The organism is Paenibacillus sp. J31R122, assembly GCF_056269185.1.
The window spans coordinates 179,999-204,039 of sequence record NZ_JBWDNM010000009.1; the positions used below are offsets into that span (position 1 = coordinate 179,999).

A 24,041-nucleotide genomic window follows, 5' to 3' on the forward strand; every position below is an offset into this window, starting at 1 on the left:
TTATAACAAATACGCCAACGAATTCAAAGGCTGCTGCTGGGCAGCCCTTCATAGAAAAATAGAGCAGTCTATCGCCTGAACTGCTCCTCGCTACGTCGAACTATCCGTTAGCGTAATAAATTCTTTATTATTTTTTGCTCCAGATATTTTTAGGCTTTGTTAAACCTTAATGTTGATATGGTTCGATTTATTGAATGCATGATTGAGGGCTATTCGCTGAGAAAATGTGCAGAGCAGTTACATGGTGAAGTCACGCATGTCACCTTGTTTTACTGCCGACATAAGATTCTTGCCGCACTTAAGCAGGTTCCAACCGAAGCATTTCAAGTTATCGTTGAAATGGACGAGACCTACTTTCTGTACTCAGAAAAGGGCAAGCGGAACATCACCGAACACAAGCCGCGTAAACGTGGCGGAAAAGCCAAATATCGCGGTATTAGTAATGACTAAGTATGTGTACTCGTTGCCCGTGACCGTCAGAAAATGACTTACTCTGGCGTACTTGGGCATGGACGTATTCGGACTACAAAATTGGATGAAGCGATTGGTGGTCATCTATCTGACTCAAACGTGCTATGCACTAATTCGTGGAGGACATTCAGTTCCTATGCGAATTCAAAAGGCTTGGCTCATTATCGATTCAAGTCCGACGGAAAACAGCGTGTGAAAGGCGTGTACCATATCCAAAACGTGAACAGCTATCACAGTCGCTTAAAAAAATGGATGGACCGCATTAATGGTGTTTCAACCAAATATTTGCAACATTATTTGGCTTGGTTTCGTTATATTGACAGCAAGGAATATGAGAATACCTCATCGAAAAAGAAAAATATGTTGGTCAAATCGTGCCTGTTTACGGTGACCAACACGAACACCAAACTTCGGCTTTCTGCTTATTCTTGTTAAGCTAAAGTGCAGGAAAAAAGGGGGATTTGAATGAAATTTATAAGTCTTTTGTGTGGGTTGCTTCTATTGTTTGCTACCATTTTAGCGGCGTGTACCTCTGATTCGCCGATGGGAAGTTCGGAGAAACAGCAGATAGTGGAACATGTGAAGACAGTTGAAGAGAGTGAGTTTGATCTTATTTACTTTAACAAATCATATAAACAATATCATAAAGTTGTAAATGAAATTGTAAGTGAAGAATACTGGGCATCTATCAGCGGTGAGATTGTATTTGGATATGATAGTACAACATACACCCGAGATGATTTGGCGAATATGCCTCAAGAGGAGTACGACAAACATAAAGAACGTATGCTTAATATAATTCGTGGAATGGATATGGATAAACTTAGTGCAACGGTACGCATATCGGAAGTGTATGAAGGGGATCAGTCCAATCAAGTCAATATATACACGATTGAAAATAAAGAGTTGAAAGAACAACCGTTCACCGCAACTACTAAGAAGTATACATTGGAGAAGCATAACAAAAAATGGCTTATTACCGACGTGGAGCAAGATAAATTTACTTATGGAAGCGAGCAGACAGCAGAGGAGATGGAAGAGGGAATCAAGGGGCTTAATTATCAAACCCATGATGGTAAGGTTATTGATTATCCGACAGTAATAGTGTTGTCAGGAGTAGGAAAAGAATAGGGTATAATAGTGACATTGGAATTAATACGCAAGCTTTCTTTTATAGCGGAGAAATTATTGGATGATTTACCATCGTTTCCGTGATAAAAAAGTTGTAGACAGAGAAGTTCTTGTACAGGGACTGCCGTTGGGCTAACGAATGTGACACGATAAACCGCCTTTCAAGGCGGTTTTCTTATGGTCATAAATCAACATCGTAGCGCCTGCTCATCGAAGTGTATCATTCAACAATAGTGTGATGTTAATTTAAGCATAACTAGGCTGCCGAAGTATTCTCGGCAGCCTAATTTTCCTGTATATTGACCTCTTGTTTCCCGTTATTTGAATGAAGATCCCCTAAATAATATCCTGGGTAGGATTATTAAAGCTCTTCTTCTGGATGCCAAATTTTAAGTTTATTTCCGTCCGGGTCACAGAAATCAAATTCTTTAAACCAACTATGTACGATTAAACTCGAAACATAGGATATAAATACATTCCAGATATGCCCAGAAAGTCCTTTAATTGCGCCAATTCGCCCATTAGTTAAGAAAAGGCTGCCATATGGCAGCCTTTAAGCATGGAACTATCATCTTCATTAGTGAAATGAGCTTTGTGTTTATCCTATTTACTTTTCCTCAATTCGATACCATAACTCACAATACCCATATCCATCTTTGTTTGTACAATACATTTCGAAATTGCCATCCAAAACATTAAAGTTAGATGTTTGTAGCCATTCAGAATATATCCGATTTTTTAATGAGCGCAAATCATAGTTGCCGCTGCCATTCCCATCACTTAATGTGGAAAATATCGCCCAAGTAGCTGCTGGAACATCAACAACAGTATGTTCATTGACCATGCTATTCTCCGATTTGTAACACCCTATAAGATAAGGAAAAGTAGTATTGCTTGTGAATTTGTAGGAATCGTATGCAAAAACTGCTCCAAGTTCCTTGCTGAAATTGCCTTCGCGCCACCAATCCCCAATTACCGACTGGCGTAAACTGTCAAACTCGCCATTCTTGCATATGTTTTGCCAAACCTCCGGGATAGATACTCCTTGTTGGTTCGTAATATTATCGTAATTGTATATATCCTCTAGCCCAAAAACTTGAAAAGCATCCCGTTCCTCAATTCGATAATTCATCCCGACAACTCCTTTTAATATAATTTGAAAGGAGATGCGAGGATAGGCTTTTAACTGACTTCCGGCATTGCGCGCTGATGTAGGAGTCAATCCATGCAGATTTTGAAATGCTCGCGAAAATGATTCTGGCGTTTCATATCCATATTTCAAGGCTATATCAGTCACTTTATTATTTATGTTTTTTAAATCAAAGGCGGCAAGCGTAAGCCTTCTGTGCCTGATATATTCTGATAAAGGTATTTCAAGTACAAATGAAAACATGCGTTGAAATTGATAAACAGAACATAAAGCAATTCTAGCAATCTGTTCATAATCAATATTATTTTCTAAGTTTTCTTCAATATAGTCAATAGCATGGTTCATACGTTGAAGCCAATCCACGGCGATCCCTCCTTTCAAAAGGAGCATATCATGCGGTAGATCAAGTCGCCTGATTTTTCATGCAGCAAAATATCAGATGATTGAAAAGTTCTACCTTGTAATAATTCTTTAATTATTTGAATTATCCTGCCCTTTCGTGTAAAAGGCAGCCGGTTGATTTCGGCTGCCTCCTTAAGGTGTGTATGAAGCTATAGTTTTCCGTTAGCATTGTTCCCCGAAGCGTAAATACGTTATTAGATGGTGCCTACGGCTTCTTGAGATACCATCATATATTCTTCTCATCAGTAAACTCAATACAAAAAGGTTGGATTTCAGGTCTTAAACAGTGCTCTATTCTTTTTCTGAAATCTTTCCATTCAACCTTTTTTAGTGCTTCATCTATCGGGAAGTATCCCGTCTCCAAACTTTCTGATGATTGTATTAATTCTCCACCTATTGGCTTCGCTAAAAAAAGGGTGTTACAAATTGAATTTCCTACGTTTTGAAATATTCCGCAGAATTTGATAATTTCAATGTCTATTCCGGATTCTTCTTTTGTTTCTCTTATTGCAGCTTGACTTAAGGATTCTCCTTCTTCTACTTGACCACCAGGCATCTCCCAGCCTCTTCTTGGTCCCTTAATAAGTAATAATTCATTCCTTTCATTCACAACAATAGCCGCTGCAGAAACGATATGTTTCGGTGTACTCATTTTATTACTCCTTATAATCGTAATAGGTATTTTAAGCTCTTTAGTTTTTAAATTCGCGATGTGATTGAACTATCCTGCCAATTAGCTCAATGTGGCTGCCGTTACATGCTGGTAGCCTCGTTATTTATGGTGATTGTTTTATAGTTTTCCGTTCTTCTATCTCTGTCAGTCAGTAATCTGTTTCATGATTGGATTAAGCTCGAAAGAGAATGAATCCGTTAGATACCGTTATGAATTTATATCTTACTTTTCAAACAAAGTACTTAACTTAAAATATTACCTTGACACTCATAGTAGTATGTCGTATTATACAAATACGGAGGTGATTATATGAGCGAGAACAAAATCACATCCGACCTGCTTCGCGGACATACTGATACGATGATTTTACGGCTCTTGTCCGAAGCTGACCGCTACGGCTATGAGATTGTCAAGCTGATTGCCGAGCGCTCGGGTGGTGAGTATGAATTAAAGGAAGCCACGATGTACTCCAGCGTCCGCCGGCTTGAGGTGGACGGTGATATCGAGTGGTATTGGGGTGATGAATCTCAGGGTGGACGGCGTAAATATTTTAGGATTACCGAAAAGGGCAAGGCGACTTACGCCCGCAACAATAGCAACTGGGAGTATGCAAAACGCGTGCTTGAAAACTTATTATAGGGAGGTTTGATGTTATGAATGAGAAATTGAACAACTATTTGAACAGCGTTTTCGCACCGTACGATGGGGTAAAAAGCGCCACCGAATTAAAGGCTGACCTGCTCTCCGATTTGCAGGAGCGGTTCCGTGAACTCAAAGCCGAAGGCAAGGACGATGAAACCGCTTTTGAGATGACCATTGACAGCATTGGCGACATTGAGCAAACGGTACAAGAGGTGGCTAACCTATCCCGCTCGCTGGAACGGCAGGTACTGACAAACTTTAGCGCGAGCAACCTGCCAATGAGCGACTTTGCGGGCGTTATTGCGCATAAAGGAAATTTTACATCGAGCGCGTTACGCGGTTCCGACTTTGCGGGCGCAGACTTGACCGGCAGTACGTTTAAGACCAGCGACGTACGTGAAGCCAATTTTGACGGCGCGAATCTGACTGACTGCAGCCTATCCGCCCTAGACCTTTCGGATGCGAGCTTCAATAAATCGATCCTTGTACGCACCAACTTCAGCATTTCGGGGATGGACGGAGCAAAATTCACAGGCGTAAAACTGACCGACGTCACGCTAACCAAGACCGACCTTAGAAAAACAATCTTTGAAGGTTGTATCTTTGACGGCGTGAACTTCATATATTCCGACCTGAGCGGGCTGCGTCTTGACGGGCAAACCTTTATCGGCGTTAAGTTTGACAAGTCGGCATTAAACGAAGTTTCGTTTAGGGGCGCTACATTCAAGAATGTGTCTTTTCAGGCGTTTTTTTCGCTGACCAATAAGTATTACCGTTCCATCAAAACCATCTGCTTTGACGGCGCGGTCATGGATAAGCTGACCTATGCTGCGCTTAAAGGCATGGGGGCCGATTTGTCCAAGGTTACTGTTCGATAAGGAGGGGGAAGTTATGCGAAATAATTCGATTCAAGTCATTGGACTGCAAAAGTCCTACAAGCAGCTTCATGTGCTAAAGGGCGTAGATTTCGAGGTGGAAAAGGGCAGTATTTTCGCCCTGCTCGGCTCCAACGGGGCGGGCAAGACAACGGTTGTCAAAATCCTCACCACGCTGCTCAAACAAGACGGCGGCACCGCCACCGTCAACGGATTCGATGTTGCTTCAGAGCCCGACAATGTGAGGCAGGCGATCAGTCTGACCGGACAATTCGCTGCCGTAGACGAGATTTTGACCGGACGGGAAAATCTTATCATGATCGCCAAGCTGCGATACCTTAAAAATCCGCGTCAGGTTGCGGACGATTTGCTTGCACGCTTCGGCCTGACAGACGCCGCCGACCGCAGGGTTTCTACTTATTCGGGCGGTATGCGCCGCAGGCTCGACATCGCCTTGAGTCTTGTCGGCAAACCTCAGATCATATTCCTCGACGAGCCGACCACTGGGCTTGACCCCGAGGCGCGCATCGAGGTTTGGAAGGTAGTCAAGGAGCTTGCCGACGGCGGCACGACGGTACTTCTAACCACGCAGTATTTGGAGGAGGCCGAGCAGCTTGCCGACCGAATTGCCATTCTACACGAGGGCAGGATTATCGCCAGCGGCACGCTCTCGGAGCTGAAACAGCTTTTCCCATCCGCAAAGGTGGAGTATGTTGAGAAACAGCCGACTTTGGAGGAAATATTCCTCGCAATCATCGGCAAAAAGGAGGGAAAGTAAATGGAGGCGGCAAAGAAACACTTTTTCAGCGATATGGGCGTAATGCTTGGACGTTCCATGCGCCATATTTTCCGCAGTATGGACACCATCTTCACGGTCTGCATCACTCCGATTGCGATGATGCTGCTGTTCGTCTATGTGTTTGGCGGCGCAATCCAAACCGGTACGGATAACTATGTGAACTACCTGTTGCCCGGTATTCTGCTGATTGCGATTGCAAGCGGTATATCCTATACGGCTTACCGCCTGTTTTTGGATAAGCAACGGGGCATATTCGAGCGGTTTCACACCATGCCGATTTCACGTTCCACCTTACTGTGGGGGCATGTGCTGACCTCGCTGGTATCCAACGCCATATCGGTTCTCGTCATCATTCTCGTAGCATTGATTATGGGCTTTCGTTCGCCGGCGGGGATATTGTCATGGCTTGCAGTAGCCGGCATACTCGCGCTGTTTACGCTGGCATTAACTTGGGTCGCAGCAATTGCCGGACTGACCGCAAAAACGGTGGATGGCGCAAGCGCCTTTTCCTACCCGATTATCTTCCTGCCGTTTATCAGCTCGGCGTTTGTGCCGACCGAGTCGATGCCGTCGGTCGTTCGCGCCTTTGCCGAAAACCAGCCGGTAACCTCGATCGTGGAAGCCATCCGTGCGCTACTGTCAGGTCAGCCGGTGGGCAATGATATATGGGTCGCTCTTGCGTGGTGCGTTGGGATTTTGCTCGTAGCCTATTTCTTTGCAATGAGGGTGTATAAAAAGCGGGTGTGAAAAAAAGGACAGCTTTTTCTGTATTAACAACAGAGAAGACAGTCCTGTAGAATAAATTCTATACCTATATAAGGGTACAACTGATGCGCAGTGTAAAGATATGAATGTCGTTATAACATGAATTTGAAGCGCAAAATCCAACGGAATCCGACTAATAAATCGTGAAAATTTATTACGATGATTCTCAAATTAAATCCTGGCGCAGCCCCAAGTGCCGAAATATCAGCTCGGCTTAAAGCACCCAGGTGGTGCTTTTATTTTGCCTTACGACTCTTTTTTTGCAGTTGCCTTCTTCATACGGCAGGAGCTATCCACTCTTAGGATAGCACATCCAGCTGCGCATACCATGCGCGTTCATCTGGATCGTATCCCACTTAACTTTGTCAACTCCACGAATGGATTTCGGGTTTGCCCTTTTATATCAAGGGTTTATTCAGGGATCTCAGCTGCGAAAGTTGAGTTAGTAATAAACGGAATTTCCAATGCCGCCGGTTACCGAAATGACATCGCCACTAATCGATGCCGACAAAGGTGAAGCCAAGAAGGTAACGACATTAGCAATTTCCTCCGCTGTAATCAAGCGACCGAGTGTATTCATTGCCTCTAACTGGCGTAAAGCATCCTCATCAGTTACCCGTTCTCTAAATGTTTCCGTACTTACAATACCTGGATAAACCGCATTAACGGTAATTCCGTGCTTCCCTAATTCCAATGATGCGGATTTTGTTAAATGGACAACAGATGCATTACGCGGACCGGAACTAAAATAACTGCCGCCTATTCTAGCAGCTAAACCGCTTATATTAATGATACGTCCCCAATTATTTTTTATCATATAAGGTGCTACAGCACGGATACTGCGAAAATAGCCCAAATACTTTTCTTCAAAATCTTTCAGAATAAGTTCATCTTTAATGCTGTTAAAATCCTCTGGCACTTGACCGCCAACCCGAGCCCCGCTGTTGATTAGAATATCAATACTCCCCATCGCCGCAGCTGAATTTTCAACTAATTTAAGGATAGAGTCAGGATTCATGGTATCTGCCACAATCGGATAGATATTTCTTTTCGTTTCCTGAGCCAGTTCCTCTGCAGCGATTTTTAGCGAGGATTCGTTTCTTGAACAAATCGTACAGTCTACACCTTCCAGAGCCATTTGGCGGGCAATCGCTTTACCAATGCCACGGCTTCCTCCAACAATAAGTGCTTTTTTTCCAGATAACTTTAAGTCCATAGCTGCAACCTCCTAGTTTAAATTAACACGATATACGACATAGCCGAAAGTGATTTTTGTGATTAGTAACTCATTTCTTCATTTAATTCTATCTATAAATAATACTTGAATCAATTTCATAATGAGTACTCCCATTAGCAAGCCGCGAGATCCGCAATATATAAGCTGAAAAGTAAAGGCGACATGCGGGGGACCAACTGCGAAACAACCTACTTTGATCTAACTTTCAACGGTTTTCCTCGCGAAGTAACAACAAGATTTATCAACAGGTTTAAAAGCTGCAATCCAGTGGTAGGGTTGTACTTCGGATCATGAAACACCTCCCTACTCCTCAAACGATAAATTCATAGGCTCGTCTAGAAGATCACACGAAAAATCAATATTCGTCGTAGGTACCTTGGTATCCACTTCCTCGAATTGCAACCCATCAATCCAGACCTGCCCGTTCAGTTCAATGATGATGATCACAGTCATTTGACACGAGTTGGAAGTACTCTATAAAATTTGTTGCTTCGAATTTCTTGATGTGTAGTTGATGTACGTTATCCCTCCCGAATACGGAGATGTTATCTTCGGATAAAACGTCCGAGGAAAATCCTGCATTTTCCTGCATTTATGAAATTAAGGCGAGGATATCTTTGTCAGAAGGGGTTTGTAATATGATAGACTAACATTATCAAGATTTACGACTTGTTGAAAAAAGGAGAGAGAATTAGATGGGTTTCCTTAAAAAGATATTCGGGGGTAAGAACGACGGAGAAAAGTCTAACGATGGCACTACGATTTACAAATACGATGAAAGTGCTGATTATGCGCCGCCAGCTCCTATGGAATACGTGGAAGAAATCGTTGCACATTTCGAAACGGTATTTCCCGGAAGAACAAGCAGTGTCTTTCATGAGATTGTATCCGACACCATACATATTGATGTGAATATAATGGAGCCTACGGAAGAAGAGCCATTCTGGGTGCTATACACGAACGGTATGAGTGACTTGCCTATGACGATTCCAGATGAGATACTAGCTGGGCTCGATGATCATTACGATCGGGCGGAAGTTATGATGTTTCTTCCTGCTTCCTGGGAACTAACAGAAGAATCCGTAAAGGATGATAACAATTACTGGCCTATCCGACTCATGAAGCAGATGGCTCGTTTTCCTCATCAGTATAATACCTGGTTGGGATATGGACATACCATCCCCAATTACCAGGACTATGAACCCTATGCTGACGGAACGGGTTTGAATGGGGTTGTATTCTATCAATTAAAAGAAGAGATCAGCATCATCCCAGCCAAGGACGGTAATAAGGTTCATACCTATTTCTTGATTCCTCTGTATAAAGAGGAGATGGATTATAAGTTAGAGCATGGCATGGATGCACTGATGGAAAGATTATTAGATTTAGAAAATGAAGCGCTCGTGTTACATGCGAACAGAAGAAATACCTGCAAATCGTCATAAATACTCTAGGTGTTAATAACCGATGAATATCAATACATCGACCTGAGCAAAAGCTAAACAAGCTGCCTTCTGTTCAATACAGAAAGCAGCTTGCAGGATCCGGTGTTTTTTTACTGTCTACTCAAGCACTATTTTTACTGTGCGTATCTGATTAGGCTGGATGACCATCTTTACTATTGTATCTACCACCTTTAGCTGTCCGGCTAATGCATAATTTTGATTTCCGTAAAATGCTGATAATTTCCCTCCATTAGCTTAGTCAGCTTAGTACAACTATGACGAGTACATCGTTTGAAAAAAATCGGTCATCACAAATATCCGTCTACTCCAATCTTTTATGTTCAACATACCGGTTGCGTCGAAGTAAGGTCGAACATGGCGATGTTTACGAAGTCGGCAACGTTATAGCGTTCGCAACCGATTGAACTTATAAAGAAAAAACACCCATTCGTTAGGTGTCTTCGAGCTACTACCGGACTAATCTTCTAGTTCAATTTCGATACGTGCAAGGACACCAGCTGGATTATTTGCGCTTCTGTTTGCATTTGACGGAAAGTTAAAAGCGGCGATTACAATATCATTTACACCTCTCCGAAGGAAACGCCTAATATTAAACGATCTTCCCGGATTAAAGAATGAAACATTGTCCTGCGGATTATCGATAACTACTGACCGTCCATTTATTAAAACGATGGCAAAGTTATCAACGGACAGGAATAACCTAGCTCTCTCAATATCGTCTCTAATCGTAAATCTTCTGGCGACCACAGCAGCAGGACCGTCAGGGTCATTTCTTCCCCAAACGTACGATTCACCAGCTCGCGGCGCTACCCATGCCGGATTTCGCTCGATTTCAAGTGCGTTTACCCAATTTCGATCCGTACTTATTCTCCTAGTTCTTTGACTAATAACAACCGGTTTTTGTGCATTCAATGATCTTTGTGCGGTAATCATCATTCTCATTGCCTTTGCAACGCTAACCGCCCGGATTCCGTTATGTCTTCTAGGTGCTTGTAGTTGTTTGACCGTATTATTTGCCTTTCTTATGACTGTTCTTTTGTGCATTTCATGCTTCCTCCTTTTTTATCAACGAATCTTTACATTTATATGAGTCCGTGGATTTATTGGATATGGACAAATGATTAGTCAAATCGCTCAATTTCCTCAAATAAAAATATAGACCCCCGTAAAAACGGAGATCTGTCTCACATTTTGATTGGTGACCATAGAATCTGAACTCATCTTCAAGAAATGCCATCGTGATCATATCTGACCAGATTTGAAAGACCGGTTTTGCTAAGATATATTCACGAAGGAGTTGGCTGAAGAGGATTAAGGAGGCCTTGTGGAGTATCGAGAGTTCCAGGTAGAAACAGATGATGCGTATGGAGGGGCATGGCATGTACAAATACGGATTATTAAGTCGAATTTTATAGTTATGAATTATGGAACAATTTCAAAAATGGTACCTTGGTTAAAATCAGCCACTTTCATAGAGCTATAAACCCCTAAATATAGTTTGGTTTGATTCAGATTCGTTCCCAAACTAACATAATACGCTGATTGAGACCCAAAATTATAATCGGTTTCAATAACACTAAAATCATTTAGTTTACAATCCATTCTTACTCTGGTATAAGCTAAGACACCTCTAACCGGAAGTTGAGATTCTTTAGCCAGAGCTAGATCGGTAAACACAACATTTCCCGTTAAATCGGGGATTTCATTTCCCATATATGGCTGGACTCCTGTGAGTGCAGTTGCTCCAAACTTATCGGTTCGGGGGTCTTTATGAAAATAACTAGTTAGAGGCTGAAGACGCCGCACTGAAGTTTTTACTGCTTCATCGTAATAAGAAATTGTTTTCTCATCCAAATCCGGATTTGCAGAGCAGCCTGTTATCATCGAAGTAGGAAAAGCACCTTCCCACCCTCGCCAGCCAAAGTTAATAAATCCTTCTTGATCAGGTTCAGATTTCATTAAAGAAGCTTGAATAAGCTGAGTAACCGGAATTGGTTTATAATGAATGAACGAAAAAATCGACTCTACGAGATCCTGTCCGACATTGCCTGCGTATTTGATATACTGATTATAATACCTTTGAAATGAAATGCCTGGTATATTGCGAACTCCTTTGGCAATTACCGTAAGCGTTTCCTGAATAGGTACGGGTAGCTCATTAAAACGTGTAACTACGGGTGGATTATCGATAAATGTATTCTTAATTACATCAATTTCAATTATTTTACCTGCGATTTCCATATCATCTTGACTTAAATTAAATGGATCATAGCCTGATCCACCATCTCCGGTTGTCAAAACAAGTTTTCCTGTTTCAGGTGAAAAGTTTAAGCTATTGACACCATTATGGTTTAAAAATGGTCTTCTTATATTAAGTAATGTCCGCCGTTTTTGAGGTTGACCATTCGATTGTAGAATCCATTCTTCAACTGTATCAATATGATCGTATTGAGTTTCTCTATTTATCCATTTTAGGTTTAAGGTTCTAGGGTCACACGGGTTAGGCTTAAAAGATTCAAGAGGAGCACCTGGGAAAGCACCTGGACCTTGTGTTCCAGCTACTGAAAAATGAAGATAGAAAAGACCGTTATAATAAAATTCGGGATGAAACGCTAGCCCTAGCAATCCCCGTTCATCATATCCTCCACTAGAAACACCAAGTTTTATGATTCGCGGGCTAATATCTAAAAAAGGCCTTATAACTCTGTTTCGTATGTAAAAGATCTCTCCTACCTGAGTTGCAATAAATAATCTTTCAATTGAATCACCCGGAAGTATAGTTGTTTTCAAAACAGTGGGTAAATTTATCTTGCTTACAATGGGCCGTAAACTAACCTTAACTTTTATCAACCAACTTTACACTCCTTCCTATTGTTTTTTTATAAAGAATATGATTAGAACCGTTCTATTAGTACCAATTAGGGCCGGGCAATCTGTCGATTGGAATGGACAGCGGACCGCGAATCTATCCCATTTACAAAATATTAATCTTTTAATCATAAGACCCGACTTGGTTCATAATTGCTTAACATGCTAAAATGACGAAATACTCATTGTTTTAAGGAGGGAGGATTTTCGTGGATCCCAAGTGGAAGGAACAATTGGAGCAGCATAGAAACAAGCGGCGTGAAGATATTATTCAAGGCGCGCAGCAGTTGTTTTTGGAAAGGGGCTTGTCCTCTGTAACGCTCAAAGATGTTGTCGAGCTCTGTGGTATTAGTAAAGTAACGCTATATAAATATTTCCGATCCCTTGACGAAATTATTTTTGAAGTGCAAATCAACGTTTTAAGTGCTTTTTGGCAGGATGACAACTTCCTTTCTCCCAGGGGCAACAACGGTTTTGAAAAGATTCGGTACCTGCTGGAACATATGATAAGTGTTTCGGAACAACAAGCCAACTATGTTCGGTTCATTGCTATGTTCGATGCTTTTTATCGGGAAAATTATGTGAATGCAGAGCTTGAAGCCCGATATATAACCTTCTTGAGACAAGGCACTCATCCATTTTACGCACTGCTTGATGAAGGGATATCGGACGGATCGATTCGCAGCGATCTCGATATTCACATTGTGACATTCACGTTAAGTAATGTTGTTAATGCTACCTTGCAGCGTATGATTGTAAGAGGAAAGGTGCTGCAGCTGGACCAGGGCATTGAACCGGCTTCCGTTTTGGAACATATGAAGGACATGGTACTCACTTATCTGAAACCGCAAGGATAGTAATAATCAGGATGCTCTTCTCAAATGGAGAGCATCTTTTTTATTGTCCAGGAATTTTAAGAAGCGATGTCTGTGGATAAACGGGGGCTCCCCGAAAGTACTAGAAATGAGTTGCGAAGGTGTGTTTCACTTTTGGGGGAGTTTGTTCTGCTCTACTACACAATATCTTTACATGTACTTGATAATACACAAACAATTTAATTTTATAATTCAAGGTGTTTACTAGTGGTAAACCACTGTTTATTGCATGTAAACATGTATTGGGGAAGTGTTCGCAGAAAGTCGTTTACCGTTAGCTGCGGATTTCAAACTGTTTTAGGATGGCTGCAAGACATGTAATCATAAAAACATCATGAAAGGACAAGTCACATGACAACAATACCTGCAGGGAAGAGGATAGGGAAGTATCGGAAATATAGCGCACTTTTTCTCATGATGCTGCCTGGAATCCTCTATATCGTCATTAATAATTATTTGCCCATGTTCGGCGTAGTCATTGCCTTCAAAGATTACAACTACTCCGAAGGGATTTTCGGCAGCGATTGGATAGGGTTCAAAAATTTCGAGTATCTGTTCAAAACGTCGGACGCTCTTCTCATTACCAGAAACACCATCCTATATAATGTTGTCTTCATTTTCCTTAACTTGGTCATTGCGTTGGGTGTGGCCATCCTTCTGAATGAGGTGAAGAAACGGTTCCTATCGAAATTGTATCAAAGCGTTATTTTGCTTCCTTACTTGATTTCCATGGTCATCGTGGGTTATCTGGTGTTTGCGATGCTCAGTTTGGAAACAGGCTTCGTCAACAAGACGATCTTGCCGATGCTCGGAATACAGGAAATTTCGTGGTATAGCGAATCGAAATATTGGCCTTACATTTTGACGTTCGTTCACATCTGGAAAAGCGCCGGCTATTTATGCGTCATTTATTTGGCCTCGATTATCGGAATCGATACGGAATATTACGAGGCGGCAACCATTGACGGGGCAAGCAAATGGCAGCAGATCAAGAGCATTACGATTCCGCTCATCACGCCGGTAATCACGGTCATGACACTGCTTCAGATCGGACGCATCTTTTACTCCGACTTCGGCCTGTTCTATCAAGTACCGCTTAATGCGGGAGCGCTGCAATCGACGACGAACGTCATCGATACGTACGTCTACCGCGCCCTCATGACGCTTGGCGATGTAGGCATGTCTTCAGCTGCCGGATTGTATCAATCGTTCGTCGGCTTTGTACTCGTCTTGTTGTCAAACTATATCGTCAGGAAAATGAACAGCGACAACGCTTTATTTTAAGGGAGAGAACCTACTTGAAAACGAAATATTCGATATGGCAATGGTTCGTCAACATCATTCTGCTCGTCATCACGGTCATTTGCATCCTTCCGTTTATTTTGCTGTTAATTTCTTCCGTAACGGACGAGCAATCGATTGTTCGTAACGGGTACTCCTTTTTCCCGGAGGCGTACAGCTTGTCCGCTTACCGGTATTTGTGGCACGACGCCGAGAGAATGCTTCGCGCTTACGGAATTACGATCGTCATCACGGTAATCGGGACGGTTGTCAGCCTGATCATCACCTCACTGCTCGCCTACCCGTTATCGCGCAAGGATATGCCCATGAATAAGTTTTGGTCATTTTTCGTCTTCTTCACGATGCTGATTAACGGCGGGCTCGTACCCACGTATTTGGTGTACACCCAATTGTTCGATTTGAAAAACACGTTGCTCGCGCTCATCGTGCCCGGACTGTTGACAAACGCCTTTTATGTCATGCTGATGCGAACATTTTTTGTGACTTCGATACCGGCCCCCGTCATCGAAGCGTCCAAAATGGACGGAGCGGGCGAATTCAGAACTTTCATTCAGATTGTGCTGCCGCTCTCGCTTCCGATACTCGCCACCGTCGGGTTATTCCAAACGATCCACTATTGGAACGATTGGTTTAACGGCATGATCTATGTTACAGATAGCAAGCTGTTTAGTCTGCAAAACTTGTTAAACCGGATTTTGCTCGACATTCAATTTTTGACCAGCAGCAATTTCGCAGGGAATCAGAGTGATTCAGCCGCAAATATTCCTACGGAAACGGTGCGCATGGCGATGGCTGTTGTCGGGATCATCCCGATTCTGATTGCGTATCCTTTCTTTCAAAAGTATTTCGTGAAAGGAATTACGGTCGGGGCGGTAAAAGGATAAGGCTTCATCCAGTATTCCACTGGTTAGCATAAACGAGATTCATAGAGGAGGACTTCAAGTATGAACAGGAAAAGAAACATTATGAAGTCAGTGCTGGCGATCGTTCTTGCTTCGAGCATGCTGCTGGCGGGCTGCGGTGCAAAAAACGAGGGAGGAAAGACTGATTCGGCGGATCCGTCCGTGACAAAGAGCGGTAAAGACTTGGCGCCTTTTGAAGTGACGATGGCTTTCTTTGGCAACGACCAAAAGGACCTGGAAGCCGTACAGGACGAGATGAACAAAATTCTGAAAGAGAAAATCAACGCGACCGTCAAATTAACCCCAATCAGTATGAGCGCATGGCAGCAGCAAACGAACCTGATGCTCGCAGGCAACGAGAAAGTCGATCTGATGTTCACCTCAACCGGGTTCAATTACAGCACGCAAGTGGCAAAAGGGCAATTGGTTGAGCTGGATGATCTGGTTGAAAAATACGGGTCCGGCATTAAAAAAGCGCTTGATCCTTATCAGCTGTCGGCCGCCAAAATAAACGGCAAGAGCTATGCGATACCGGCCGTAAAAGACATGGCATCCGACTATGGCATCCTGATGCGCAAAGATCTCGTCGACAAATACAAAATCGATTTGAGCAAAATCAAAACGATCAACGACTTGGACGCCGTCTTCCAGACGATCAAAGACAACGAACCGGATATGGTGCCGCTTGTTGCCAAAAACCCCGGAACCGGTCCGTTTTACGCAGGATATGTCCCTTATGACGGTTTGAGCGGCGGCGTCGGCGTATTACCGGACTACGACAATAACATGAAGGTGGTCAACTGGTATGAAACCCCGCAATATGCGGACCAATTGAATGTGCTCAGAAAATGGTATCAAGCCGGTTATTTGTTGAAGGATGCTGCCACAAGCAAACAAGACGGCAGGGAGCTCGTAAAAGCTGGAAAGGCGTTTGCCTATTTTTCGAATTTGAAGCCCGGTACCGAAATAGAAGCATCCAGGAAAAGCGGCAAAGAGATGACGGTGGTACGGATGACGCCTGCGTATGCAACCACCGATTCGATCACGGGTATGATGTGGTCGATTCCGAAAAATTCGAATGACCCGGACAGAGCAATGATGGTTCTTGACCTGCTCTATTCGGATAAACAACTGTATAATCTGCTTGCTTGGGGAATTGAAGGAAAGCATTACGTGAAGAAGTCCGAGAATGTCATCGATTATCCGGAAGGCGTCGATATCACGAATAACGGCTATAACTTCAACACGCCTTATATGTTTGGCAATCAATTTCTGTCCTACACGTGGCCGATGGATGATCCGGACAATTGGAATAAAATAGACCAATTCAACAAGGGTGCAAAGAAATCGAAAGCGCTTGGCTTTATCTTCAACGTGGAAAAGGTGAAAACGGAAATGGCCGCGGTCAATAACGTTTTAACAGAATACATTGTGGGCTTGGAAACGGGAACACTCGATCCAGTGGAAAACTTGCCAAAGTTTATCGCCAAATTGAAGTCCGCGGGCGCCGATAAGGTCATAAGCGAAAAACAGAAGCAGCTTGACGAATGGGCGAAAACCCAGAAATAACGGTCGGGCGAAGCATCATGAATATTTCCAAGCCGGAGATTGGCTGAAGGGCTGTTTCTTAGACTTGAAGCCGAATCTCCGGCATTCAATTATCCAAAAAAATTATAATGAGGTGTCGGGTATGCAACGAGTCATTCCTTTTGAAGGAACACATAATTTCCGCGATATGGGAGGCTATCTAACTGCCGATGGCCGGAAAGTCAAATATGGTTTCTTTTTTCGTTCTGATGAATTGACCGGTTTGTCTGAGCAAGATTTAGCGGCTTTTCAAGCCTTGAATATCAAAACGATATTTGACTACCGCGATGACATTGAAGCGCAAAAAAAACCGGATCCGTTTTTTGCCGGGGCCAAAAACATTCGTATTTCAGCTATTCAGTCTGATCAAGCATCTCAAATCAACATGCCGGGAAATGCGGAGAACGCCGATCGAAAAACTCATATTATCGTAGATATGGTCAAAAGCGGCTTTTTCAAACAATTTCGTGCAGATACGATGATGATGGAATTGTATACGAAGCTTCCGATCGACAATTTATCATATAAACGGTTAATGGAAATCATCCAGCATTCGGACAACCTGGGGCTTCTGCATCATTGCACGGCGGGCAAGGACCGTACGGGAGTCGGGGCTGCCTTGATCTTGCTGGCGCTCGGCGTTCCGAAAGAAACGGTAATGGAAGACTATCTGTTGACCAACGAAACGATGAAAGCATTCAACGGGAAACTGCTGACCCAGCTTGCCGAACATGTGAATGAAGAGGAATTGCAAAATATCGAACACATATTGGGAGTAAAAGAAGAATTTATGGAAGCCGTTTTCGGATCGATCAAAAAGACGTATGGCAATGTTGACACTTACTTTGCCGAAGAATTCGGCTTAACGAAGCAAAAACGGGAAGCTCTACAAAACAGGTGCTTGGAATAAGGGGGAACAATCATGGTTGACTTGACGGCTAAACCGTTTAATTTGCAGGAAGCGGATATTCAGTGGGTCCATGAAACGTTGGCCGCGATGGACGTGAGAGAGAAAATCGGGCAGCTGTTTTGTACGATCGGGATGACGGATGATCAACAGCAGTTGAAAATGTTAATCGAGACTGTAAAGCCGGGAGGTATGTTGTTCCGGCCGGGTCCGGGTAAGAACATGCAGGACGTGCACCGTTTTTTGCAAGGGCATTCCAAGGTACCGTTGCTCATTTCCGCCAATCTCGAATCGGGGGGCAACGGAATTACTGCTGACGGCACCTATTTCGGCAAACAGCTTCAGGTTGCAGCGACGGATAATGAAGAAATGGCGTACAAATTGGGTCTTGTAGCAGGCAGAGAAGGGCGAGCCGTCGGCTGCAATTGGTCGTTTGCGCCGGTTGTCGACATCGATTTCAATTTCCGCAATCCGATCACCAATGTTCGATCGTTCGGTTCCGATCCGGCTAGAGTGGCAAGGATGGCCAAAGCGTACACCGAAGGCATTCAAAAAAGCGGACTTGCCGTATCGGTCAAGCATTTTCCGGGCGATGGTGTGGACGAGCGCGATCAGCATTTGTTGACGACTGTCAATTCGCTTTCCGTGGATGATTGGGAAGCGACGTTCGGTATGGTGTACCGGGAGCTGATCGAAGCGGGAGCCCAGACTGTCATGGTCGGCCATATTATGCTCCCTGCTTATTCGCGGAAACTCGTGCCCGGCATCGCCGACGAGGAACTTATGCCTGCCACGCTGGCGCCCGAACTGATCGGAACGCTGCTTCGGCGGCAGCTCGGTTTTAACGGCCTCGTAGTCACGGACGCTACGCCGATGGCCGGCTTTATGATGGCGGAGAAGCGGGAAATCGCCGTGCCAAAATCGATCGCCGCCGGCTGTGACATGTTTCTGTTCAACAAGAATATACAGGAAGATTTCGGCTATATGATGAAAGGTATCGAAAGCGGCATTTTGACGATGGAAAGAGTGGATGAAGCGGTCATGCGGATTTTGGCGCTCAAAACTTCTCTCGGTTTGCATAAACAGCAGCGGGAAGGAATGCTTGTTCCGGGTTCGGAAGAACTGGCGATTCTGAAATGCGAAGAGCATAAAGGTTGGGCGAAGGAGTGCGCGGATCAAGCGGTTACGCTAGTCAAGGATACGCAGCAGCTGCTGCCGATAGCCGTCGATACGCACAAGCGCATTTTGTTATATGTACTTGGGGACGGCGGAGGCCATCGAAGTATCCAGATTTCTCCCTATGTGGTAGACAAATTAAAAGCGGAAGGCTTCGACGTCACCGTTTTCGACAAAAAAAATGTGGACTTCCGATCGATGTTCAGCGGGGTAAAGGAGCTGAGTGAACAATACGATTTGGCTCTGTATGTAGCCAATATCGAAACGGCAAGCAACCGGACTACGGTACGCATCGACTGGGAGCCGCTGCTCGCTGCGGATGTCCCTTGGTTTGTCCGAGAGCTCCCGACCGTGTTCGTCTCTGTCGCTAGCCCTTATCATTTGCAGGATGTTCCGCGAGTCCAAACGTACATTAACGCGTATTCGGGCAGTGAAACGATCATTGACGCGGTTGTCGACAAACTTCTCGGCAGATCCGATTTCAAGGGAATAAATCCTGTTGACCCATTCTGCGGCAGCTGGGAAGCGAAGCTGTAAGAACGATCAGGCGGTGTAACTATGAACGTAGAAGCGGTTATTTTCGATTTGGACGGCGTGCTCGTAAACACCGACCATCATCACTATTTGGCATGGAAACGGATGTGCGACGAGGAGTGCATTCCGTTCGACGAGACGATAAACAACAGGCTGCGGGGCGTAAGCCGTATGGCTTGCTTGAACATCATTTTGGAGAAGGCAGCCCGCGTGTATTCACCACAGGAGAAAATGCGTTTGGCCGAACAAAAAAACGGGTATTACAAGGAGATGCTGCAGTCTTTATCTGCCGAAGACTTGCCTTCCGGAGTTGTGGAGACGCTGGACCGCTTACGGGCAAAGCAAATCAAACTAGCGATCGGTTCCTCAAGCAAAAATGCCCCGTACATTTTGGAGCGGCTCGGACTTACGCACAAGTTCGATGCCATAGCCGATGGTAATGAAATTCGTAGCAGCAAACCGGATCCTGAAGTATTTTTGCTGGCGGCAAGCAAATTGGGGGTGCGCCCGTATCGTTGCTTGGTCGTGGAGGATGCGGAAGCCGGGGTGGAAGCGGCAATCAGAGGCGGAATGTGGGTCGCTGCCATCGGCAAAGCCTGTGTATACGGCATGGCGGATTATCATATCAGCCAAATCGAGGAATTGCTATCGATGCTGCTAGTGAGTGAAGGTGGCGGAAAGTAGAGAAAGATCTGAAATCGAAGAATCAAACGGGAGTGTCTTATATTGAGCCATACAACAGCAAGACCGAATATTTTATGGATTACACTAGAAGATACGAGCCCGAGAATGGGCTGCTATGGAGATGCCTTGGCACGTACGCCCCACATCGACAAGCTGGCCGGTGAAGGCATGTTGTACCGAAATGCGTTTTCCGTAGCAGGCGTGTGCGCCCCCAGCCGATCGGCAGTCATTACGGGGATGTACCCGACTTCGATCGGTACACATCACATGCGTACCGCACATACGAACCCATTGACGCCGGAGCTGCCAACGCCCTATTATGCGGTTCCTCCCGCTCATGTCAGGACGATTCCCGAAATAATGCGCGCGAACGGCTATTATTGCACGAATAACTGGAAGACGGATTACCAGTTCGAGGCACCTTTAACGGCGTGGGACGAAAACGGAATGGATGCACATTGGCGGAAACGAGAACCCGGACAGCCTTTTTTCGCTGTATTCAACTATATGTTTACCCATGAAAGCGGTATTTGGAGGGAGGAAATAACGGAAGCAATCCGGAAAATTCATGGCGAGAAGCCGCTCCTTACCGATCCGGACCAGGTTATCATTCCTCCGTATATTCCCGATACACCCAAATCGCGTCTGGCGCTTGCCAAACATTATGACCTTGTGGCAAACGCGGACGAGTACGTCGGCCGACTCCTTAAGCAACTTGAAGAGGATGGTTTGGCGGACAATACGCTCGTCATGTTATGGAGCGATCACGGCGAAGGATTGCCGCGTGCTAAGCGCTGGACGTATGATGCTGGAATTCGCGTTCCGCTCATCGTACGATGGCCAGGCCATGTGAGTAAAGGACAAATTAGCGAACAAATGGTCAGCATGATTGATCTGGGTCCGACGGTGCTTTCATTGGCAGGACTATCCGTCCCAAGATATATGCAAGGCCGACCGTTCATGGGGAAACAGGCCGAACCGAGAGTCTGCATTTTCGCAACCCGCGACCGTTACGACGAAGCCTACGACAAGGTACGCGCGGTCCGCGATAGGAGCTTTAAATACATTCGCAACGATTATCCGCTGCAGCCTTATCTGCAGTGGATCCCTTTCAGCCATGATCACCCGATGTGGCAGGAGCTTTGGAGGCTGAATTTGGCAGACGAACTCACCGGCGATCAACGGCTGCTCCTGCAAAACTGTCGTCCTCCGGAAGAATTGTACGATTGTTTGAACGATCCTTACGAATTGCACAATTTGGCTGACGATCCGGCTTACCGAGAGCCGTTGCTTCGACTGCGAAAGCTACTCGACGATTGGTGCGACCAATACGATAGTTGGGGAGATATTCCCGAAGAGCAGATGGTTGCCCGCATGTGGCCAGACGGGGTTCAGCCGCAAACCGCCAAACCGCTTATTATCCCGATCAACAGTCGGATGCCGGGCAAGGATGCCATTAATAACGGAACCTTTGACGAGCCGACCGCGATCATGCTTCACTCAGCGACGCAAGGGGCCTCCATCGCTTATACGATCGATGAAGACCCGAATCCCTGTTGGAAGCTGTACACCGGACCGATAAAGGTAAACGCCGGTACTACTCGTATTTTGGCTAAAGCGGTTCGGATCGGATATCGAGATAGCGAGGAGGCAACCGCTACGTTTGTTGTAGAATAGGTAGTTGGTAAAGGAGCCCGCTGAGATAATGGATCAGTTTAGTGAAAGGACGGTTGTCAGAAATGCGAACAGTCATGCTTATGTTCGATTCGTTGAATAAAGGGATGCTTCCGAATTACGGATGCGATTGGATCAAGGCTCCCAACTTTGAGAGGCTATCGAAAAAAACGGTCACGTTCGATAAGTGCTACGCAGGCAGCTTGCCTTGCATGCCCGCACGCAGAGAACTGCATACCGGTCGATACAATTTTTTACACCGAAGCTGGGGACCTTTGGAACCGTATGACGTTTCGGCGATCGAATTGTTGAAAAAGAACAAGGTATACACGCATCTTACGACGGATCATAACCATTATTTCGAAGATGGCGGAGCCACCTACCATACAAAATATAACTCATGGGAGTTTGCAAGAGGACAAGAAGGCGATGCGTGGAAAGGGCAGGTGGAAGCGCCGCCTATTCCGGAAACGCTAAGCAATCCGAAGCCGGGCAATCTATGGCAACAAGACTGGGTAAACCGTCAATTTTTGAAGGAAGAGGACGACATGCCTCTCGCAGTTACGGTAATGAGAGGAATCGAATTCATCGAGAGAAATCACAAGCAGGATCGATGGTTCTTGCAGATTGAAGCGTTCGATCCTCATGAGCCTTTTTTCACTCAACAAAAATATAAGGACTTGTATCCGCATGTGTACAATGGGAAGCATTACGATTGGCCGGATTATGCGAAAGTGACGCAAAAGCCGGAAGAAATCCAACATATGATCTTTGAATATGCGGCATTAGTAAGTATGTGCGATGCTTATTTAGGAAAAGTGTTGGATACTTTCGATCGTTATGATCTATGGAAGGATACGATGCTGATCGTCAATACCGATCATGGTTTCCTGCTGGGCGAACATCAATGGTGGGGAAAAAATATCCAGCCTTTTTACAATGAGATTGTAAATATTCCCTTCTTTTTGTGGGATCCGAGAAGTGGGGTTAAAAATAAACGTAGTGACGCTTTGGTTCAGACGATTGACTTGGCTCCTACGCTGCTTCAATTCTTCGATGTTCCGGTACCGGATACGATGCAAGGTCAATCGCTGCATGCCGTGATCGAAAGCGACGCCTGCATCAGGGAAGGAGCGTTGTTCGGTATGCACGGCGGTCATATCAACTGTACGGATGGACGATATGTCTACATGCGGGGACCGAAGGACGTGAATAACGGCCCCTTGTACGAGTACACCTTGATGCCAGCACATATGAATAGGATGTTTGATGTCCAAGAATTGAAAGGGATGGAATTAGTGGAGCCATTTCCTTTTAGTAATGGGTGTCCGGTCTTGAAAATTAAGGGTAATACTTTCGTCAATCCTTATCTGTACGGTGATTTATTGTTTGACCTTGAGAAAGACCCCAAGCAGGAAAACGCGATCGACGATCCGGAAGCGGAGCTCAGAATGATCCGGCTTTTGGCGAAGCTGATGCTGGAGCATAATGCTCCAAGTGAACAGTTCGAGCGCATCGGCGTTCCTGTGGATGGGATTGCAAGTATTGCCGATTTGGAGCAAGGTAAAGCACTTAGACAGCAGCGATTAAAGGTGAGTTTGGAACAAGGCGAGGAGTGGACAGGTAAAGCAGCGGAAATATTCTTCGGTCTGCAATGTCTTGCGCCAGCTCCGATTCGAGCAATGTTAAACGATAAGTTGGACGAAATGATACGCAGCAAAGCGGCGAATGAAGTACGCGAACAGGACGTCTTTCAACTCGCGAACGAACTGCTCGGCGGTCGTGCTCCCATGTTCATAGGATTTTTAAGAATGTTTGCTATGTAAGTTAACAGGTAGAGTGATAACACATTTGATCACCGGCATGTCGGAAGCACTGGTAGATGATGCGTGTCTCTGAGCACGCTGGAACGAAAAAAGAT

The 24,041-nt window shown here is 44.8% G+C and carries 20 protein-coding genes and 1 pseudogene; 16 read left to right on the top strand and 5 right to left on the bottom strand.

The window, feature by feature from the left end; genetic code table 11:
- Positions 1-186: 186 nt before the first annotated feature.
- Together AC0YN7_RS16515 and AC0YN7_RS16520 are read left to right on the top strand one after the other, a co-directional pair.
- Positions 187-906 (top strand): annotated as a pseudogene (locus AC0YN7_RS16515) (IS1595 family transposase); the annotation flags it as partial.
- Positions 907-936: 30 nt separating this feature from the next.
- A complete protein-coding gene (locus AC0YN7_RS16520) occupies positions 937-1,602 on the top strand; it encodes a hypothetical protein (RefSeq protein ID WP_475811115.1) in 666 nt (221 codons plus the stop codon).
- 607 nt (positions 1,603-2,209) lie between these two features.
- Here the strand turns inward: AC0YN7_RS16520 and AC0YN7_RS16525 are convergent.
- Positions 2,210-3,115 (bottom strand): AraC family transcriptional regulator, encoded by a 906-nt coding sequence (locus tag AC0YN7_RS16525; RefSeq protein WP_475811116.1) that lies wholly within the window; start codon positions 3,113-3,115, stop codon positions 2,210-2,212.
- A 265-nt stretch (positions 3,116-3,380) separates the two neighbouring features.
- Positions 3,381-3,806: an NUDIX hydrolase gene (locus tag AC0YN7_RS16530; RefSeq protein WP_475811117.1), complete on the bottom strand. Its 426-nt coding sequence runs from the start codon at positions 3,804-3,806 to the stop codon at positions 3,381-3,383.
- Positions 3,807-4,136: 330 nt separating this feature from the next.
- On the opposite strand from AC0YN7_RS16530, the gene AC0YN7_RS16535 reads away from it, so the two are divergent.
- From AC0YN7_RS16535 to AC0YN7_RS16550, 4 genes are read left to right on the top strand one after another with little or no spacing between them, the layout of a single operon-like run.
- Positions 4,137-4,466, top strand: coding sequence for a PadR family transcriptional regulator (locus AC0YN7_RS16535; RefSeq protein WP_475811118.1), 330 nt, complete (start codon positions 4,137-4,139; stop codon positions 4,464-4,466).
- Between the two features lie 14 nt (positions 4,467-4,480).
- A complete protein-coding gene (locus AC0YN7_RS16540) occupies positions 4,481-5,347 on the top strand; it encodes a pentapeptide repeat-containing protein (RefSeq protein WP_475811119.1) in 867 nt (288 codons plus the stop codon).
- Positions 5,348-5,360: 13 nt separating this feature from the next.
- Positions 5,361-6,122 carry an ABC transporter ATP-binding protein gene (locus tag AC0YN7_RS16545; protein ID WP_475811120.1) on the top strand — a complete coding sequence of 254 codons (762 nt, stop codon included), beginning with the start codon at positions 5,361-5,363 and terminating at the stop codon, positions 6,120-6,122.
- Positions 6,123-6,890 (top strand): ABC transporter permease, encoded by a 768-nt coding sequence (locus AC0YN7_RS16550; RefSeq protein WP_475811121.1) that lies wholly within the window; start codon positions 6,123-6,125, stop codon positions 6,888-6,890. It begins immediately after the preceding gene.
- A 460-nt stretch (positions 6,891-7,350) separates the two neighbouring features.
- On the opposite strand, the gene AC0YN7_RS16555 is transcribed toward AC0YN7_RS16550, so the two are convergent.
- Positions 7,351-8,124, bottom strand: coding sequence for an SDR family NAD(P)-dependent oxidoreductase (locus AC0YN7_RS16555; RefSeq protein ID WP_475811122.1), 774 nt, complete (start codon positions 8,122-8,124; stop codon positions 7,351-7,353).
- A 716-nt stretch (positions 8,125-8,840) separates the two neighbouring features.
- Here AC0YN7_RS16555 and AC0YN7_RS16560 point away from each other — a divergent pair.
- On the top strand, positions 8,841-9,590 hold the full coding sequence (locus AC0YN7_RS16560; protein WP_475811123.1) for a suppressor of fused domain protein: 750 nt from the start codon (positions 8,841-8,843) through the stop codon (positions 9,588-9,590).
- Between the two features lie 477 nt (positions 9,591-10,067).
- Here the strand turns inward: AC0YN7_RS16560 and AC0YN7_RS16565 are convergent, their stop codons facing one another.
- Positions 10,068-10,655 (bottom strand): hypothetical protein, encoded by a 588-nt coding sequence (locus AC0YN7_RS16565; protein WP_475811124.1) that lies wholly within the window; start codon positions 10,653-10,655, stop codon positions 10,068-10,070.
- A 378-nt stretch (positions 10,656-11,033) separates the two neighbouring features.
- Positions 11,034-12,461 carry a PQQ-dependent sugar dehydrogenase gene (locus tag AC0YN7_RS16570; RefSeq protein ID WP_475811125.1) on the bottom strand — a complete coding sequence of 476 codons (1,428 nt, stop codon included), beginning with the start codon at positions 12,459-12,461 and terminating at the stop codon, positions 11,034-11,036.
- Positions 12,462-12,688: 227 nt separating this feature from the next.
- Between AC0YN7_RS16570 and AC0YN7_RS16575 the strand changes: the two genes are divergently transcribed.
- The 9 genes from AC0YN7_RS16575 to AC0YN7_RS16615 all read left to right on the top strand — a co-directional run bounded on the left by AC0YN7_RS16575 (position 12,689) and on the right by AC0YN7_RS16615 (position 23,946).
- The gene (locus AC0YN7_RS16575; protein ID WP_475811126.1) at positions 12,689-13,336 is read left to right on the top strand and encodes a TetR/AcrR family transcriptional regulator; all 648 of its coding nucleotides are present in this window, start codon (positions 12,689-12,691) and stop codon (positions 13,334-13,336) included.
- Positions 13,337-13,705: 369 nt separating this feature from the next.
- Positions 13,706-14,638: an ABC transporter permease gene (locus tag AC0YN7_RS16580; protein WP_475811127.1), complete on the top strand. Its 933-nt coding sequence runs from the start codon at positions 13,706-13,708 to the stop codon at positions 14,636-14,638.
- Between the two features lie 14 nt (positions 14,639-14,652).
- Positions 14,653-15,540, top strand: coding sequence for a carbohydrate ABC transporter permease (locus tag AC0YN7_RS16585; protein WP_475811128.1), 888 nt, complete (start codon positions 14,653-14,655; stop codon positions 15,538-15,540).
- 60 nt (positions 15,541-15,600) lie between these two features.
- Positions 15,601-17,127, top strand: coding sequence for an ABC transporter substrate-binding protein (locus AC0YN7_RS16590; protein WP_475811129.1), 1,527 nt, complete (start codon positions 15,601-15,603; stop codon positions 17,125-17,127).
- A gap of 121 nt (positions 17,128-17,248) precedes the next feature.
- Positions 17,249-18,055, top strand: a complete 807-nt coding sequence (locus AC0YN7_RS16595; protein ID WP_475811130.1) for a tyrosine-protein phosphatase — start codon at positions 17,249-17,251, stop codon at positions 18,053-18,055.
- Between the two features lie 12 nt (positions 18,056-18,067).
- Positions 18,068-19,765 carry a glycoside hydrolase family 3 protein gene (locus tag AC0YN7_RS16600; RefSeq protein WP_475811131.1) on the top strand — a complete coding sequence of 566 codons (1,698 nt, stop codon included), beginning with the start codon at positions 18,068-18,070 and terminating at the stop codon, positions 19,763-19,765.
- Positions 19,766-19,786: 21 nt separating this feature from the next.
- A complete protein-coding gene (gene pgmB / locus AC0YN7_RS16605; protein WP_475811132.1) occupies positions 19,787-20,446 on the top strand; it encodes a beta-phosphoglucomutase in 660 nt (219 codons plus the stop codon).
- A gap of 42 nt (positions 20,447-20,488) precedes the next feature.
- Positions 20,489-22,123, top strand: a complete 1,635-nt coding sequence (locus tag AC0YN7_RS16610; RefSeq protein WP_475811133.1) for a sulfatase family protein — start codon at positions 20,489-20,491, stop codon at positions 22,121-22,123.
- Positions 22,124-22,185: 62 nt separating this feature from the next.
- Positions 22,186-23,946 (top strand): sulfatase, encoded by a 1,761-nt coding sequence (locus tag AC0YN7_RS16615; protein WP_475811134.1) that lies wholly within the window; start codon positions 22,186-22,188, stop codon positions 23,944-23,946.
- Positions 23,947-24,041: the final 95 nt, after the last annotated feature.